Consider the following 16,948-nt stretch of genomic DNA (forward strand, 5'->3'; position numbering starts at 1 on the left):
CTAAATTCATACTCTCTGGGCGATTATAAATCGCGGCTACACAGACAAAACCCACCTACCCTTCGGGAACGCCAGAGGCGAACGTTGGTTCAGAAGCCTGGATTTTTCATTAGTTCCGAAGGAATAGGTGGAATTCACTCGTGTAGTAGCGTTCGCCCTTGGCGTTGCGGAGCAATATTATATTCGCCGAAAACTTTTCAAACATCCTCTTAGTGTGTATAGCAATCGGTTAATCTCGTTCATAGAGGTTTCTTCTATTGTGTAGTAACTTTTTCTGAAACCCTTTCTCTGTAACCTTTCCAAGCTTTTTGTCTATTTTCTGTCCTGTACAGAGAAAATTAAGCTGCTTGTTTGTTAAAATACAAACTTAAATAGGCTTACTGAAAGCATTGCAGGAATCGTTCAAGAAGGCAGGAGGCAGAGGGCAGAGGGCAGAAGGAACCAATTGGAAAGGGATTGTGACCCCTCCCAATCGGAAGCTCCCAAATTTTCGATTTGGGAGGGGCTTCATACCCTTACTCCTTTCAGTCGTGGGCAGAGGAGACATTCCTTCTGCCTCCTGCCTCCTGCCCTCTGCCTTTACCGGTGAATTATGAATGAAAGCTCAGATTTTCCAAACATACTCTACATAAACCTATCCTCAGATAAGGTTAATGGTTTTATGTTTGGATTAAAAATTGCATTTATTCCCGACTTTCTTCTAGATCACACTCTTTTAGGTAAAGAACGACCAGATCGTATTCAAGAATATTTTGGTCGTTGGAATCAATTTGTATCAGGTTTATGGCGTAGTACAGAAGATGTAACCTATGCTCTCAGATTTGACCTAAATCAGACGCATAAAAATATTGATACTTATTTTTTAGGAAGATTAAGAACTGCTGATATTCCTGAAGGTGCTATTCATGCCAATATTCTCTTGAATGATTTAGAGAGGATGTTATCATCCTTTGGTTTTGAACCTCAGTTACTAGCTAAACATGAATTACAAGACTTATCTGAAAATTATAATTATCGCTTTTCTTTAGAAGTTTCACAGCAAGAAGTGAAAACTTTCATCAGAGAAGATACTCCTATTGTTGGGGAAAAATCTAATTCTCTTGATAGTGAATTTTCTCTGCCTAAAGAATTTATTTATCACCACCCTGAACAAAAAATCCCCTTAAATCCTCTAGCTTTTTATGGTGTTCGCTTTTGGTGGGGGGCTGGAGGCACTTTTTTAACTCCTTTTAATGCGATCGCTTGCCAAAAATCGGCAGTTAGTGTTTTAATCTTATTAACTCCAACTGTTCTGAAAGCAGAAGAAGCAAAATTGATGTCGGACGTTGCCCGTCAATCAGAAAGTTTAGCCCAAATGCAAACCAAAGGAACGAATTTTGGTAATGCACAGGTTAACCCTTCTCAAAGCAAAACCGATCCTCAATTACGCTGGGAATCAAGACTTTATGCCGCTAATTTACGACGATTAACCACTTATCCTTTCCTCACTACACTATTTTGTTTTTCCGATGATCAGGCAGCAGGAGAACAAGTAGCGGCAGCTTTTGCGGCTAGTATCAGAGAAGAGCGTCAAACAGAACCACCTTTAGGGGAAAGTGAACCAATTCCTTCAGGGTCTGAAATATCTCTTTATGAAAATTCCAGCCATCTTCAAAAAGTTCGCCAATATCTAATTTTTGATCCATTAATTTTAAAACTTCATAGCAAAAAAGCACCCCATGATGCTCTCAGACGATTGAGGTATTTAATGGATGCAAGAGGAGCCGGTTCAGTTTTTCGGTTTCCTATTTCCATTGAAGGAGGAGTACCGGGTATTCCTGTTAAGCAACGTCCTCCAGATTTTCATCCTGGTTCTCGTAATGAAGAAATTCCCTCAGATGCCATTGATTTGGGGAGATTTCATGTAGGTGGTAGAGCTTATCTTTCCAAAAATGCTTTTACCAAACACGCCTTAATTACAGGATTTACAGGAAGTGGAAAAAGTAATACTAGCCTATATTTATTAGATCAGTTTTGGCGTAAATTAAAGATTCCTTTTTTAGTGATTGAGTCAGCTAAAAAAGAATATCGGGGATTGCGAAATGTAGATGTATTTCAGAATCAATTACTTATTTACACTTTGGGTAATGAAAATATTGCACCTTTAAGATTTAATCCTTTTGAACTAATTGAAGGAGTAAGAGTAGAATCTCATTTAGCCAATTTACAAACTTGTTTTGAGGGTGCATTGCCCCCTGTCGGACCCTTATCATCAATTATTTCTGAAGGTCTAGAGGTAATTTATCGTCAATATGGTTGGAGATTAACTGATTATGGTAGATCTGCCGATCCCCGTCAGTTTCCGACTATGGAAGATTTTTATGTGACAGTGGAACAAGTATTAAAAGAAAGGGGTTATCAAGGAGAAGTAAAAAGTAATTTAGAAGCAGCAATTAAGGGCAGAATCAAGCCTTTATTAATGGGAAGTAAGGGCTTAATGTTCAGTAGTTCTCGCTCCCATCCTAGTGCAGAAATTTTATTTAGTCATCCTGTGATTTTGGAACTTAATGACCTGAATGAACAAGATAAATCCTTAGTAATGATGTTCTTTTTAACCTTATTAAGAGAATATCGAGAACTGCACACTAGCAAAGAATTAGCTCACATTACTCTAGTAGAAGAGGCTCATAATGTTTTAGAAAATGTGGCTTCGACTGGTAATCAAGAGGGAGGAGGTTCGGATGTTAAAGCCAAGTCAGTGCAAGCATTTTGCAATATGTTGGCAGAGGTGAGAGCCTATGGTGAAGGTTTAATTATTGCTGATCAATCTCCCGAAAAATTGGCACGGGATGCAATGCGAAATACTAATGTACAAATTGCTCATCAATTAAGGGATGCTCATGATCGGGAGGCGATTGCTAATGCCATGATTATGAGCGAAGAACAAAGAGACTTTTTAGGTAAATGTGAAACAGGTAGAGCAGCAGTTTTTTATACTGGATTGCAAAAAGCCACATTCATAGATATTCCTGTTTACAAGGATAAATTACCCCCCACCTATGAAGGTAAATCAGCCATTGAAAATCGCTGGCGGGGTTTTGATGACGATCCTAGTCCTCACGTTTCTGATTTGCAAGTACGAGATTACATGAGCCAATTTATTAATAAAGAGCCAAAAAATCTTAACTGTTCTTTATGTCAAGTTAAATGTAACTATCGTGATCGGATTTTAGAATTAGCAGAAATAAGTAAGTCAGAGTTTAAAAATGCTTTAGATAAATTTAATCAAGCTAATTCACAAAGTAAAGTTGATGAGTTTACTAAACTTGGTAAAGTAATTTTAGAAAGCACAAATGTTAACAATATGAATAACTTGGATTTGGCATGGTGCTATACAAAAGAAATGTGGTTTAGATTGGAAAAAGACCTTTTAGATGATGATGATAAAAAACAGTTTATGATTATTTTTACTAAAATTGTAAAGCAAGTATAAAATTTACTTGCATCGAATGAAACCAGGTTTTATACTGATATGTATTAATAACAAAATTTTAAAGGAAAAGGTGAAAAATAAATGGGAAAACAATTAATTTGGGAAGACTCCCTTCAGGAAATGTCATTCGCATCGAAGATAAAATCGATAATACCCCCCATACCCATAATACCATTCACCATTTCTACGGTAATAGTAATTCTTGTGGCGTGCTTTTCACCTTTGAGTGTTCTTTTTCTACTGGCTATACCTGTTATAATATGGAATCTATTTACTTACATATTTGCTGCATTTACTGGTTATCATATAGTTCATAATGATCTAAAAAAAGCAATCAACAAAGGATACTACTTAAGTATAAAGGAAGCATTAGTAACGGAATATCCCCAAGGGCTTGTTTATATTTTGGAAAATGTTCTACTTCACCTTCAAAACTTTCGTATAGATTACCTCCCATTACGTGAGCAAGAGGGATGGTTGGTTTATGGATGGCCAAACCAAACCAAATTAAAAGAAGCAGTTCGCATGGCTAAAACCCTCAGTTTAGAATGGGAAAAGCTGAATCCAACAGAGCAAAGCCAAGCAATGGAAAATATTAGACAAAAAATTCAAACCGAGGATATGTATCTTTATGGTCCTTGGAAAAAAACGACAAAAGGTGAAATTGAATATTCTGGTCCAGGTATTACTATTTCTCAAGACTATTATAAATTTAAGATTTACAAATACTATTATGATTATGATGATTATCAAGCAGATTTAGCTAAATCTAATGAAGGATATCGTAATCCTAGTTTAGAATTTGCTCAATCTCCTCCCAAAATTGCTTCTCAAGAAATCTCAAGTTTTACGGAGTGGGTTCAGAATAATCCAGTTATTCAAAAATTCACTGAATCCCAGCAAAGAAAAGCTTATCAGAAATATTTATATGAGAAAGGAGTATCAGATAGTGTTGTCATGAGTTTTGCAGAGTGGGTTGAGAGTAACCCAGTTATTCAAAAATTCACTGAATCTCAGCAAAGAAAAGCTTATCAAAAATATTTATCCGAGAAAGGAGTATCAGATAATAGTATAAACATTTTGTCCTTTGAAGAGTACATTAAACAAAATTCTGGTTTAGAGTTTTTTACTGAAGAAGAACAACAGGAGCAATATCAAAATTATCTGCGGGAGAATCAATGATTATGGAGAATGAAACAAACACTTCCGTACAAAAAACGGCTTTAAGTTCTGCAAACCAAGAGATTCTTAAAGAACTACATCAACTTGCAAAAATGATGGATAGTGCTTTTGAGATTCCTGTGATTCGGAAATCTTTGGGAGCAGAAGCTGTTGCTGGGCTTGTGTTACCGGGATTTGGCGACATTATCACAATTTTACCTTCCTTATATATTATTTGGAGGGCTAAAATGATGGGACTTCCTAATGACAAAATCATCCCGATGTTTAGTAATATTGCTTTAGATACCGGAGTTGGTTTAGTACCTATTGTTGGTGATTTATTCGATTTTTTCTGGAAAGCTAACATTAAGAATATCAATATTATTCATACCCATTTTAACTTACCTTTCTACAACCCCAATCGCAAACAATCTCAGATAGATACCGTTCAACCGCAAATATTATCTGCGGATTCTGAGCCACAGGTTATTGTAAAAAGTTCACCTACAAAGAAACTACCTTTTGAGCAATGGTTGAAAGAAAACCCAGTTATGGTTCATTTTACTTCGGAAGAGCAGAATGAAGCCTATCAGGAATATCTCAGTCAAAATAATCATTAATACACAATTAATGTGAGGTAGAAAATGAGTCTTGAAACTAATCAACAAAAACTTGAACAGCAAAAACTGGAGCAAGCTAAACAAGAGAAAAGTTCTACACCTAGAGACTCTCTTAATAGTGTTTATAAACTGTTAGCGCCAGAAAATAATCAAGAATTAACAGATAATAAATCTGCTCAGACAATTGATAATAGTTCAGAAAACAATTTCATCACTGATATCGTTGAAAAACTTCCTGAATGGCGATCGCAAAGAGAGAATAAAGAATCCTCTGAAGGTACAGAAGGTACATCAGATACAGGTAGGAGATCCCTTGATCTAGTCAAAGAACAGTTAGCGCCAGAAAATAATCAATCTTTGGATGATAATCTAGATAATCCCAATGTACAACCAAATCAAGATATTTCTCCAGAGGATTCTACACCGGATGATACAGAATTAGAGAATCAGCGCCAAGATATAGAGTCAAATATGAATATAGCTCAACATGAGTCTACTAATGCTCAAGTAGAAGCTCAAAATGCTCAGAAAGAATATGAACAGGCTAATCAAGAGGCTTTAGAAGCAGAGCAAAAGCCTGATTTAGAATTAAATACCAATTGGCTCAAAAATAGAAGAGACACAGCCGAAAAAAATGCACAAGCTAAATTCGATAAAGCCACTGAAGCAGAACAGAATCTTCAAGACTTACGGAAACAATTTCAAGAATTACCAAAACCGAAAAGATGATTTTAATGGCTCTTGGTATTGAGCCGAGATAAAAGTAACCAAACCTGGTTGAGAAAGCTCTTAAATTCTCTATCAATGCAATTGAAACAACCTGTTTAGCCACATTATCACCCGTTAAATAAATAGGGTTTCAATAAAAAGCCAGCCCGTACGTGCGGGCTTGGCTATCGTAGTATTAGGTTTTATCCTGCGGTAGCTTGAACTGCATTAGCCGCTTCAGTCGCCTTTGTAGATACAGCAGTGCTACCCATGCGAATTTCTGAAGTGAAGGAAGCCATACTAAAACCACCAAATCGCTTCAGGACACTTACTCGCATCCGCAAATTGGGACTAGCAAACCACAAGCGTTCTTCAGACCACATGGTTTCATACTCAGTAATTAGAGTAAGAGCGCCATCATTGCCCATTTTATAGCTACCAGCGACGGGTGCTTTTTCTGCATAACCCATTTCCCGCAGTAACTTACCTTCATCTGGATTATCTGCATTAGGAACTGTGGCTAAAACGGTAGAACCTTCGTGTTTTTCTTCGTCCCATTCCATTGTCCCGTTCCAGGTAACTCGCGCACCACAGGAAGCTGCACTAGGTTCAATTTCATACTGTTGACACAGTTTAATCACCTCTGGATGATCTGCGGCCAGCATCTCAATAGCGATATCTGATTTACCGTCTTCCGATTGCTTAAAAGCCAAATGGTGACTTGTGCGATGAGAAAACCATTTACCAGCACTTAACTCAAAAAACTCTTCAATATTCATGAATCAAAATTTTCTAAATCCTACTTTTATTATTAAAATCTAGCAGGAGTCCTTTAACTTAAACTTGGTTGCCAATTTCTTCAAGTCTTTGCAGAGAAATTCTAGCAGCTTCGGCAACATGGGGATGACTGTCTTTTTCTAGGTATTTCAAAGCTGAGATACTTTTAGGAGTGGGCAAATTAGCCAAAGCTTCTGCAAGACGCTGCCGCACTAACCAATCCTCAGCTTGGGCAAAGCGCAGGATATGATCTACAGATTCAATAGATTTAATTTCTCCCAAAGCGGAAATAGCAGCTTGTTGAATAACTACTTCTTCGCTATCAAGTGCTTTAATCAAAATTTCACGGGCGCGGGGGTCTTTAATATTACCGAGAGATACAGCCGCACTAAATCTAACTAGCCAGTCGGTATCTTCATAAAAAGCCCGTGATAGAGCCTCTAATGCTCTGTTATCACCCAAATATCCTAAAGCCCCAGCAGCATCAGCACGGATACCATAATCAGGGTCAGTTTCCAAAATTCTGATTAATATGGGATAACATTCTGGGGTTTGCTTGATACCTAAAGCAAATACTGCCATTGAACGCAGTTGCAGAGATTCATCATCTAAAACCTTTTTAATTAAAGGTACAGCATCTTCTGGGGAGATATGGCGCAAGCTGGCCAGGGCTACCATGCGATCGCGCAAATTGGGACTTTCTAACTGAGTAGAAATTATCTCTAGGCTGGGAACATTCATTTAATTTACTGCACTTTCTTAATTTATCTTTACTTTAACTTAATTAACTACCTATGCCCCAGGTGTAAGTCTAATGTATTCCAGTTAGCAGTCAGATTCTACCCTTAACTGTATCTCAGGTGTGAAGAGAAGAATCAAGGCTAAACATAGGGTTAAAGGTACGACTGTAGAGTACAGCGTCAAACCTTCAGGAGAATCACAATGGTTCAACTTAGTGAACGTCCAGGTGTCAAACAAATCACAAGCCTGCAAGATAAGTTTATCTACGAAGTAGGTGCGATGTACGATGCTGAAAATCGCTTCTTAGAAGCACAGCAGATGATGTGGCAATGTTGTCAAAACAACCAGTGTAAGTCTCTAATTGAGACCCATATTCGTGAAACTGAGCAGCAAATCAGAAACCTAGAGCAGGTTTTCAGCACTTTGAAGCAGCAACCACAACGGGTGACTTGTGAAGCTGCGGCTGGTGTGATTAGTGATGGTCAAAAATTTATGCTACTAGCTGCTAATAATCCCACAATTCTGGATTTGGGTCTAGCAGGAGTTCAGTCTAAAGTTGAGCATTTTGAGATTGCTTGCTATCGTGGCTTGATTACAGTTGCTGAACGCATGGGACAACAAGAAATTATGCAGTTGCTACAGCAAAACTTGCACCAAGAAGAGCAGACTGCACAAAAAATTGACCAGTTGATACCGCAGTTACTTCAAGCAGCACAGTCTGGTAACGCCAAGACAACTGCTAAATCTCGCTAATTGATAGCAGACTTATATTCAAATAATTCACATTGTAGAGACGTTTGAGGAAACGTCTCTATCTTCGTTTGAGAAAAAAAACTTTTACAAACTCCTGGCAAAATTTATCTGCAAGGGTTTAATTCTACAGACTAGGTGGCAAAATCAAGTTATCAATTACATGAATAACACCGTTGCTTCCTTGAATATCTGCCTTAGTTACCTGAGCATCATTGACAAATACACCTTTCTCAGGATCAACTTTCACACTAATTGGATCACCTTGTAAGCTTGTGACTTGACCAGTTTTCAAATCGCCAGAAAGGACTTTACCTGGCACTACATGATAAGTTAAAACTTTCACTAATACTTCTTTGTTTTCTGGCTTTAACAAATCCCTTACAGCGTCTTGTGGTAATTTTGCAAAAGCTGCATCAGTAGGCGCAAAAATTGTGAAAAGACCATTTCCTTTCAATATTTCTGTCAGTCCAGCAGCGTTTAAAGCCTTGATGAGCGTTTTAAAAGATCCATTTGATTCTGCCACTTCTACAATGTTTTTGGTTTTTATTGTACTAGCAGGTGATTGGTTTGGCTGGGGTGTGGTAGTTTCTGGTATTACAGTTTCAGGATTGCTGGGAACTTCTGTTTCTGGCTTCATGGGTTGAGTTTCTCCAGGTTCCTTACGACCTCTATAGGGAGGTTCATTGAAAATACTTGGTTTAGGATTGAGTACTCCACTTCCACTTGTCCCCTTGACCGGCATTTTGCGCTTAGTATTGCCCTTTTCTGTGGATAGGGGTTGATAATTGTCTTGACTTCTTTGACTCTGATTATAGGGAGCTTCGTTGAAAATATTCGGTTGAGGATTGAGAACTTCTTGGGCTGGAGATGGTAAAGTGATCAGGAGATTAATGCTGGTGATGCCAACTATACCAGCGATGTTGGTCAATAATTTGCTGTAATTTGCATTCATAAATTGTTTTTGTCTTCATTGTTAACAAGCTACATAAAAACTTATAACATTTTGTTAAACCAAAATCTAACTAGAACCTCAAGTCTAATTTTTGCCCCAGATTCAGAGCATATAGTGATAATAAACTAGTATCGCTTCTCTAGGAAATATGTATGCGGAATTAAAAATTTAAAACGCTAGTCAGGAAGACTTTTCAGAAATTGGGAATAATTTGTTGATTTCCGCCTCTGCGTACTAAAATAGCATAGTGAAAATAACTATGCAGCGAAACCAGTTTAAAAACAATTTTGATTCTCTCTGTCCTCCAGTCAGACTAGCTTCTGCCTTATTTTTCTGGGTTAATCCACATCAAACTAAATTATTTTTTCGGGATTTTATTTGTAAATTTCCTGGAAAATATCTGATAAATATATTTTGGTCAATTATTAATAGGAACAAAAATTAGGAAAATTTTCTACTTTATTTTCTATTAAATAAACGATATAATAACTTAATAGCGGGAAAAATTACTGAAACTAAAGATAGAATTGTAAAGTCAATAAATAAATTGAGTGACAAGGTATACAATATGCTGGAATTATACCAATGGGAATTATCTCAATATTCTGAAAAGGTGCGTTTAATCCTTGACTATAAAGGGTTAGAGTATCGTAAAATTGAGGTGGCACCAGGAATTGGACAAGTAGAATTATTTCGTTTGACAGGTCAGAGACAAGTTCCAGTATTAAAGGATGGTTATAAATATATTGTAGATTCTACGGAAATAGCTAAGTATTTAGAGTTAGAATATCCAGATTGCCCAATGATACCAAAAGACCCGAAAAAACGGGCTACTGCTTTATTGATAGAAGATTGGGCGGATGAATCAATAGGAACTAAGGCTAGAAAAGCATTCTTTGCTGCTATTAGTCAAGATCAAGATTTCCGTAAGTCTTTATTACCTGTTTCTACACCAGATATTTTCAAAAATATGGTGGAGGGTGTACCTAGAGATTTGGTCTCGGTTCTGGGTTTTGGGGTGGGTTTTACCCCAGATGTGATTAGTGCTGCGATCGCTAGTCTAAAACAAGATTTAGACATTCTCACAGAATTATTGGCAGATAGTCCTTATTTATTAGGAGATGAACCAACCATAGCTGATTTAGCAGTTGCGGGATTGTCGATATTGTTGAAGTTTCCAGAAGGTTCTTATTTGGATTTACCTCCATCTCTCAGAGGTAAAGGAGTCCCCGGTTTAGCTGATAATCCTGATTATGAACCATTCTTCACTTGGCGCGATCGCCTCTACGCCCAATTCAGAAAACCTCTATCAACCATATCTCCAAGTGCGCCAAGTGCGCCAACTTCAATTCAGATTGATTAATTTAGGTGACAGGTGACAGGTGAACCAGCGCGGTCTTGGGGGTTTCCCCCATTAGCGACTGGTGAACCCGAAGGGTGACAGGTGACAGTAAGAAGTTTACCAATTACCAATCACCTATTTCCTATTCCCTATTCCCTATTTCCACTGACAAATAAAATGAATTCAGGACAACCACTAGGTTCGGTTATCGAAGGTTCACTAACTGGGGGTTTGGAAGTCAGACTACACCCAGATATTTCTGTAGAAGATATGCGGGTGGGTAAATTTTTGGTGGTACAGGGGATGCGATCGCGCTTTTTCTGTATGCTGACAGATGTAGCTTTAGGTGCTGCGAATACACGTATTGTTGCTAGTCCCCCCAGTTGGGAAGATACATTTTTGCGCGAGGTGTTAGCTGGAAGCGGAACCTATGGAATGGTCAACCTCGCACCAATGTTGATGTTTACCCCAGAATCTCATGAATCTTTCTCCTCCCCTAATGGTAAATCTGTAAATTCATTTGTTCCGTCTTTCAAGGGTTTAGCGTCATTTCAACCGCAAACCAGCACAACAATGGAACTGCTACCTGTAAAAACCATTCCCAGTCACTTTAGCCAAGTTTACGACGCGAATGAAGATGATTTTCGGCGGGTATTTGGTTGGGAAGATGATCCCCACAGAAACAACTTTTCTATCGGAAAACCCTTAGATATGGATGTGCCGATTTGTATTGATTTAAATCGGTTTGTAGAACGAAGTAATGGCGTTTTTGGTAAATCAGGGACTGGGAAATCTTTCCTGACACGCTTACTTTTAGCGGGTATAATTCGCAAAAATGCCGCTGTTAACTTGATTTTTGATATGCACTCAGAATATGGCTGGGAAGCAGTTGCAGAAGGTAAAGAAGTTAACACCGTCAAAGGTTTAAAACAATTATTTCCCGGTAAAGTCGAAGTTTATACTCTTGACCCCGAATCAACTAAACGTAGGGGTGTACGTGATGCTCAAGAACTATATCTAAGCTATGAGCAAATTGAAGTTGAAGATATTAAATTATGTGGAAGAGATTTAGGACTTTCAGAAGCAGCTTTAGATAATGCCAATATCTTATGCAACGAGTTAGGTAAATCTTGGATTCCTCAGTTATTCAATATGACTAGTGAGGATATTAAGATGTTTTGTGATGACAAGCCAGGACACCCAGGCTCAATTACATCTTTACAACGTAAGCTACTACGTTTAGATAGTCTAAAATATATGCGGGCAGTTTGTCCCCAAAATTATATTAGTAAAATCCTACAATCTTTAGAAGCTGGGAAAAATGTAGTGATTGAATTTGGTTCCCAGTCAAATATGCTATCCTATATGTTGGTGACAAATATGATCACCAGACGCATTCACGAACATTATGTCAAAAGAGCAGATCGGTTTCTGCAAAGTAAGAATCCTTTAGATAGACCAACGCCATTAATGATTACAATTGAGGAAGCTCACCGCTTTCTTGACCCAGGAGTGGTACAAAGTACAATTTTTGGAACCATAGCCCGCGAACTGCGGAAATATTTCGTAACACTTTTAGTAGTTGATCAACGTCCTTCGGGGATAGATAATGAAGTTATGTCCCAAATTGGGACTCGCATCACAGCATTGCTGAACGACGAAAAAGATATTGATGCAATTTTTACAGGTGTATCTGGTGCTGGGGCTTTACGCTCAGTATTAGCAAAGTTAGACTCCAAGCAACAAGCATTAATTTTAGGTCACGCCGTTCCCATGCCAGTAGTTGTACGTACCCGTCCCTATGACTCAGTATTTTACACGGAAATGGGCGACCAAGCCTGGGAAGAAAAATCAGATGCAGAAGTTTTCGCAGCGGCAGAACTAGCTAAAGCTGATTTAGGTTTTTAACCACCTTCAAAAAATCCACCAATTACTCAGGACTCAGGACTCATCACGATTTCGTGACATCCCTCCATAATGGTAGCTTCATAAGTTCGGTTATCCGGCTACTTGCAAGCAACAGAAGAGGGGTTTTTGCAGTCACTATAGATATAGTCAGCGTTTTTAAGGAACTTCAAAACAAAATTTAGCAGTCAGTCAATTTTGCTTTATAATTGTAAGATTTATCTGGGTTACTTTACTAGCCATCAGATCTGCCATACCATAAAAAAGTAAAACTCATACTGACTTCGTATTTTATAGCTGCTATCAGCATCTGAAGAAAAGAATAACTCTTGAAAACAAACCATTGTGCTTCTAAGAAATTCCAGAGTTGAGAAAGGGGAGGGGAACCCATCTCAGGGGACCACCGTCTTGAAAACGGCTATATAAATTAATTGCTTATGATAGCTCACCTATATCTGTTGATGTTTATACCACTCTTTTCCATCCGCCCTAGTTGAGAAAAGATTCATTCTGTTTAGGGAGTAGAGGACAACGCACCAATGCCTACTGTTAACACCCAAACTGAAAACCTGAACACCAAATTCACAGCTGATATGGTGCGAACCTATCTGCGGGAAATTGGTCGTGTACCTCTGCTAACCCGTGAGCAAGAGATTGTTTATGGGAAGCAGGTGCAACAAATGATGACACTGCTAGAAGCGAAGGAAGCTTTAGCAAAGAAACTAGACTATGAACCTAGTTTATCAGAGTTGGCTGCCCATGTTAATCAATCTGAAACTGATGTCAAGCAGACTTTGACGCTTGGTAAACGAGCCAAGCAAAAAATGATTGAAGCCAATTTACGCTTGGTTGTAGCTATTGCGAAAAAGTATCAAAAAAGGAACATGGAATTTCTGGATTTAATCCAGGAAGGAACCTTGGGATTAGAAAGAGGGGTGGAGAAATTTGATCCTATGCGGGGTTATAAGTTCTCAACCTATGCTTACTGGTGGATTCGTCAAGCGATTACGAGAGCGATCGCACAACAAGGTCGCACCATTCGCCTACCCATCCATATTACCGAGAAACTGAACAAAATCAAAAAAGTGCAGCGAGAATTGGCACAAAAGTTAGGAAGATCCCCAACGCCTACAGAAATCGCCAAAGAACTGGAATTAGAACCTGCTCAGATTCGTGAGTATCTGAATATGGCGCGTCAACCAGTATCTTTAGATGTGCGAGTCGGTGATAATCAGGATACCGAACTGCAAGAAATGCTGGAAGATGACGGACCATCTCCAGAGTATTACACCACACAGGAATTTTTGCGCCAAGACTTAAATAACCTGTTAGCAGAACTTACACCCCAACAGCGCGAAGTTGTGGCTCTGCGCTTTGGGTTAGAAGATGGTAATGAAATGTCTTTGGCGAAAGTCGGTGAGCGGTTGAACCTCAGCCGTGAGCGCGTCCGTCAATTAGAGCATCAAGCTCTTGCTCATTTACGTCGCCGTCGAGCCAATGTTAAAGAATACGTTGCGAGCTAAAAGCATACACGCACCGCAACTTATCCATAGACATCGCTTGTGGCGGTGCGCCTCCTGAATTCAGGGGGCAATTTTTTTTGGTCTCACGCAAAGGCGTAAAGAAGCAAAGAGTTAAAAAGAGCGAATTTGCACTAATGAATATTTGACTTAAGTAGGTAGGCGAAAATAAATAGAACTATGTTAAGTAAGGTAACAAATTCGGAAATTAGCTCGTAGTTAGAGCTTTAGCCCGAATTTCAGGTCTAAAGACCTGACTACAAACCTTTAATTATTTACGTTACTCTACTTACGCCATAATTTCCCTTCATCTAATCCGAAATCTCTAGGGTTGCTGTTGTAGTTAATAAGGGGACTACGATCAACAAGGTTAAAGTCAAATGAAGGGTGCATATCACAATTTGAGAGCAAATCAAGTGATCTGAATCAACACTTCACCTGTTTTTCCCCATTGAAGAATGCACAATAAAAATGCCAAACTCAGAATATCTCAAAAATCAAATCAATTGGTCATCTCCCAAAAGTATGAATCCCTTTAGCGAAACCTGAATTGTTGAATCAATGATATTTTGAGATGATCAAACACAATCTAGAAAAACTTGATTGTTTTATGGATTTTTCTGCCAGATTATATATATAAAACTTTTGATGGAATCTCGGCTTATCAGTATTTCGTTATCATTTAAGTTAAGTTACAGACAAAAAGTTAATTTCATTACAAGATAGGAGTAATTGGGTGCTTAACAATATTTCTAAGTTCATTCCTCAAGGTAATTTCAAATTTCAGGTCTTTGGTTTACTTGTTACTGTTGGGGTTTTAGGTTTAGGTGTAATTGGTCAACGGACAAAAATCAACCTGCAACCTACAGCCATAGCAGCCGATTTACCAGGTTACACAAATCAAATTCAGAATAATAATGATCAAAATTCTCTGGTGTCAAGACTAAGAAACATCAGAGATCAAAGCAGTCAATTTCAGTTAAATCCTCTTGATGGCAACAATTTACCATCTGAAGCTTTGACAAGGAATAGTCAGATCATACCCACAACAATCAAACAACAACGAGGAACATCAGCAGTAAATTTACCCCAAAAAGATGGAACTTATCTCTATGGTCAGTCATCGGCACCAGACCAGCTAGGACAAGGCTATATTGTCTTTCAGAAACAGCAAGGTAAGGTGATAGGTGCATTGTATATGCCTAGTTCTGAGTTTAGTTGTTTTCAGGGTACAATTGCTAACTCAGGAGAATTGGCAATGACGGTAAGAAGTTCTCCTGGTGAAGTTGGTACAATTCAGGTGTCTACAACCAGCAGAATACCTCACATCACGGATGATGATTCCATTACTTATGCTTACTCAGTTACACTGCAAGACTATCATCCGCTCAAAAATATCAGCGCTAATGACAGAAAGATTTTACAGATGTGTAATCAGCAGTAATGTTCATATACTGCAACTAGTTCGCAGTTTCTCCCCTCACTTTGGCACTGGGATTAATCTCAAATCGAAAATTCAAAATTGATGACCGTGATTAATATTCAATTCCGGCTTGAGCTTTAACACCTTGATCGCGGAAAGGATGCTTAACAAGCGTCATTTCAGTCACTAAATCTGCTTTTTCCATTAATTCTGGTGGTGCGCCTCTACCTGTAAGGATTACGTGTTTATCTGGTGGTTTTTGCTCTAAACCTGCTAAAACTTCTTCAATTTGTAAATAGCCTAATTTGAGAGCAATATTAATTTCATCCAGTAGTACTAATTTAAAGTCTGGGTTACGGATGAATTCTAGAGATTTTTCCCAAGCCATGCTGGCTTTATCGAGATCACGATCACGATCTTGAGTTTCCCAAGTGAAACCTTCACCCATTGCATGGAATTCTAATTGATCTGACCAATGACTGAAAGCTCGCTTTTCAGAAGGTTCCCAGGCTCCTTTGATGAATTGCACTATTGCTACTTTGTAGCCATGACCAAGCGATCGCATCACCATTCCCAAAGCCGCAGTGGTTTTACCCTTCCCATGACCAGTATTAACAATAATTAAGCCTTTTTCTGGTATGGCTTTAGCTATGCGTTGATCTTGTACTTCCTTACGTCGCTGCATCTTTTTGCGGTACTGTTCATCACTCAGGGATGATGACATGACCTCATCAATCAACCGCGAAATCTCTGGATCAGAATTTAATTCTTGGGGTGTGTCGTTTTTCATAAACTCTATTGATAAATAACTGTTACAACTAAGAGCATGAAGTATAATTTTTTTGCTTCGACAAATTCATTGAAATTGTCATTTCTTTGTCTCTAGTAATGTTACACTAAAGCTCATATGATTTTTGTTAACTGCGATAGCGTTCGCAGTAGCGTCTCGCAGAGATAGCGCGACCTAGTAATCGCTATGGTAGTATTGAAAGTGTGACCGCTTTAATCATTCAAAATTGTCAGAATTTATTTTTTTGGTAATTTTTAAACATAAGCACTAAGAAATACCAATTGGTTAATGGGTCATCTTCACCCAAAAGACCAACATCTTGGACTCTGACAATATCAATATTTGGGTTACGTCGCCACAATCCCCTCACAATAGTATTATCAAAATTTTCGTCAGCCAGCAGTTTCAACATACTTCCCGTTCTGCTTTCCTCGCCAGCAATCTATCACGCAACCCTTGGGGGTCAAACTTTGCCTCATTCATCCTGCGAATTTCCTGTGCTTGTTGTTGTCTTTGCTGTAGATACACTTCCACTTCTTGTTGATGATTGAGGTAGAAGGCAATGGTAGCATAGATATCAGCAAGTTTAAGGGATGGATAACGGTAAGCAATTTCTTCTGCTGTTGTTCCTTGTTTAAAAACAGCAATTACCGTATCTAGTGTTACACGAGTTTTGCCTATCCTAATCACGCCATCAGTGGTAAATTCCAATGGTGGGGGTTCGGATGTAATTCCTTCAGAGAGATTCACTAACGCTTGTGCCATAATTAATAACAAGTTAGTT

15 protein-coding genes are annotated in these 16,948 nt (G+C 38.4%); 9 read left to right on the forward strand and 6 right to left on the reverse strand.

Annotated features, from left to right (window positions below; genetic code table 11):
- Positions 1-661 precede the first annotated feature (661 nt).
- The 4 genes from ANA7108_RS0116045 (at position 662) to ANA7108_RS0116060 (ending at position 5,982) form a co-directional block, all read left to right on the forward strand.
- Positions 662-3,472, forward strand: a complete 2,811-nt coding sequence (locus tag ANA7108_RS0116045; protein ID WP_016951821.1) for an ATP-binding protein — start codon at positions 662-664, stop codon at positions 3,470-3,472.
- Positions 3,473-3,553: 81 nt separating this feature from the next.
- Positions 3,554-4,654, forward strand: coding sequence for a hypothetical protein (locus ANA7108_RS0116050; protein WP_144052391.1), 1,101 nt, complete (start codon positions 3,554-3,556; stop codon positions 4,652-4,654).
- A 2-nt stretch (positions 4,655-4,656) separates the two neighbouring features.
- Positions 4,657-5,253 carry a DUF4112 domain-containing protein gene (locus ANA7108_RS28225; RefSeq protein ID WP_052311096.1) on the forward strand — a complete coding sequence of 199 codons (597 nt, stop codon included), beginning with the start codon at positions 4,657-4,659 and terminating at the stop codon, positions 5,251-5,253.
- Positions 5,254-5,277: 24 nt separating this feature from the next.
- Positions 5,278-5,982, forward strand: a complete 705-nt coding sequence (locus tag ANA7108_RS0116060) for a hypothetical protein (protein WP_016951824.1) — start codon at positions 5,278-5,280, stop codon at positions 5,980-5,982.
- Positions 5,983-6,164: 182 nt separating this feature from the next.
- Here ANA7108_RS0116060 and ANA7108_RS0116065 read toward each other — a convergent pair whose 3' ends face one another.
- Positions 6,165-6,740: a phycobiliprotein lyase gene (locus ANA7108_RS0116065; RefSeq protein ID WP_016951825.1), complete on the reverse strand. Its 576-nt coding sequence runs from the start codon at positions 6,738-6,740 to the stop codon at positions 6,165-6,167.
- A 58-nt stretch (positions 6,741-6,798) separates the two neighbouring features.
- Positions 6,799-7,479, reverse strand: coding sequence for a HEAT repeat domain-containing protein (locus ANA7108_RS0116070; protein WP_016951826.1), 681 nt, complete (start codon positions 7,477-7,479; stop codon positions 6,799-6,801).
- 201 nt (positions 7,480-7,680) lie between these two features.
- Here ANA7108_RS0116070 and ANA7108_RS0116075 point away from each other — a divergent pair, with 201 nt between their 5' ends.
- Positions 7,681-8,232, forward strand: coding sequence for a ferritin-like domain-containing protein (locus ANA7108_RS0116075; RefSeq protein WP_016951827.1), 552 nt, complete (start codon positions 7,681-7,683; stop codon positions 8,230-8,232).
- A 124-nt stretch (positions 8,233-8,356) separates the two neighbouring features.
- Here the strand turns inward: ANA7108_RS0116075 and ANA7108_RS0116080 are convergent, their stop codons facing one another.
- The gene (locus ANA7108_RS0116080; protein WP_016951828.1) at positions 8,357-9,184 is read right to left on the reverse strand and encodes a fasciclin domain-containing protein; all 828 of its coding nucleotides are present in this window, start codon (positions 9,182-9,184) and stop codon (positions 8,357-8,359) included.
- A gap of 568 nt (positions 9,185-9,752) precedes the next feature.
- Here ANA7108_RS0116080 and ANA7108_RS0116090 point away from each other — a divergent pair.
- From ANA7108_RS0116090 to ANA7108_RS0116110, 4 genes are all read left to right on the forward strand, one after another.
- Positions 9,753-10,547 carry a glutathione S-transferase family protein gene (locus ANA7108_RS0116090; protein ID WP_016951830.1) on the forward strand — a complete coding sequence of 265 codons (795 nt, stop codon included), beginning with the start codon at positions 9,753-9,755 and terminating at the stop codon, positions 10,545-10,547.
- A gap of 156 nt (positions 10,548-10,703) precedes the next feature.
- Positions 10,704-12,434, forward strand: a complete 1,731-nt coding sequence (locus tag ANA7108_RS0116095) for an ATP-binding protein (protein WP_026104231.1) — start codon at positions 10,704-10,706, stop codon at positions 12,432-12,434.
- A gap of 536 nt (positions 12,435-12,970) precedes the next feature.
- Complete coding sequence (locus ANA7108_RS0116105) at positions 12,971-13,954, forward strand: RNA polymerase sigma factor, RpoD/SigA family (protein WP_016951833.1); 984 nt, start codon at positions 12,971-12,973, stop codon at positions 13,952-13,954.
- Positions 13,955-14,687: 733 nt separating this feature from the next.
- Positions 14,688-15,395, forward strand: coding sequence for a hypothetical protein (locus ANA7108_RS0116110; protein WP_016951834.1), 708 nt, complete (start codon positions 14,688-14,690; stop codon positions 15,393-15,395).
- 91 nt (positions 15,396-15,486) lie between these two features.
- Here the strand turns inward: ANA7108_RS0116110 and cobO are convergent, their stop codons facing one another.
- From cobO to ANA7108_RS0116125, 3 genes are all read right to left on the reverse strand, one after another.
- A complete protein-coding gene (cobO, locus tag ANA7108_RS0116115) occupies positions 15,487-16,164 on the reverse strand; it encodes a cob(I)yrinic acid a,c-diamide adenosyltransferase (RefSeq protein WP_016951835.1) in 678 nt (225 codons plus the stop codon).
- Positions 16,165-16,393: 229 nt separating this feature from the next.
- The gene (locus tag ANA7108_RS0116120) at positions 16,394-16,576 is read right to left on the reverse strand and encodes a hypothetical protein (protein WP_016951836.1); all 183 of its coding nucleotides are present in this window, start codon (positions 16,574-16,576) and stop codon (positions 16,394-16,396) included.
- Entirely contained in the window at positions 16,570-16,929 is a 360-nt protein-coding gene (locus tag ANA7108_RS0116125; RefSeq protein ID WP_016951837.1) for a DUF433 domain-containing protein, read from the reverse strand. Before ANA7108_RS0116125 ends, ANA7108_RS0116120 begins: the two co-directional genes overlap by 7 nt.
- Between the last annotated feature and the right edge of the window lie 19 nt (positions 16,930-16,948).

Source organism: Anabaena sp. PCC 7108 (assembly GCF_000332135.1).
In the GTDB taxonomy this organism is placed as follows: domain Bacteria; phylum Cyanobacteriota; class Cyanobacteriia; order Cyanobacteriales; family Nostocaceae; genus Anabaena.

Excerpts from the sequence above, each read along its gene's own strand:
- ANA7108_RS0116045 (WP_016951821.1), top strand. The coding sequence starts at position 662 with ATGTTTGGATTAAAAATTGCATTTATTCCCGACTTTCTTCTAGATCAC.
- ANA7108_RS0116050 (WP_144052391.1), top strand. The coding sequence starts at position 3,554 with ATGGGAAAACAATTAATTTGGGAAGACTCCCTTCAGGAAATGTCATTC.
- ANA7108_RS28225 (WP_052311096.1), top strand. The coding sequence starts at position 4,657 with ATGGAGAATGAAACAAACACTTCCGTACAAAAAACGGCTTTAAGTTCT.
- ANA7108_RS0116060 (WP_016951824.1), top strand. The coding sequence starts at position 5,278 with ATGAGTCTTGAAACTAATCAACAAAAACTTGAACAGCAAAAACTGGAG.
- ANA7108_RS0116065 (WP_016951825.1), bottom strand. The coding sequence starts at position 6,740 with ATGAATATTGAAGAGTTTTTTGAGTTAAGTGCTGGTAAATGGTTTTCT.
- ANA7108_RS0116070 (WP_016951826.1), bottom strand. The coding sequence starts at position 7,479 with ATGAATGTTCCCAGCCTAGAGATAATTTCTACTCAGTTAGAAAGTCCC.
- ANA7108_RS0116075 (WP_016951827.1), top strand. The coding sequence starts at position 7,681 with ATGGTTCAACTTAGTGAACGTCCAGGTGTCAAACAAATCACAAGCCTG.
- ANA7108_RS0116080 (WP_016951828.1), bottom strand. The coding sequence starts at position 9,184 with ATGAATGCAAATTACAGCAAATTATTGACCAACATCGCTGGTATAGTT.
- ANA7108_RS0116090 (WP_016951830.1), top strand. The coding sequence starts at position 9,753 with ATGCTGGAATTATACCAATGGGAATTATCTCAATATTCTGAAAAGGTG.
- ANA7108_RS0116095 (WP_026104231.1), top strand. The coding sequence starts at position 10,704 with ATGAATTCAGGACAACCACTAGGTTCGGTTATCGAAGGTTCACTAACT.
- ANA7108_RS0116105 (WP_016951833.1), top strand. The coding sequence starts at position 12,971 with ATGCCTACTGTTAACACCCAAACTGAAAACCTGAACACCAAATTCACA.
- cobO (WP_016951835.1), bottom strand. The coding sequence starts at position 16,164 with ATGAAAAACGACACACCCCAAGAATTAAATTCTGATCCAGAGATTTCG.
- ANA7108_RS0116120 (WP_016951836.1), bottom strand. The coding sequence starts at position 16,576 with ATGTTGAAACTGCTGGCTGACGAAAATTTTGATAATACTATTGTGAGG.
- ANA7108_RS0116125 (WP_016951837.1), bottom strand. The coding sequence starts at position 16,929 with ATGGCACAAGCGTTAGTGAATCTCTCTGAAGGAATTACATCCGAACCC.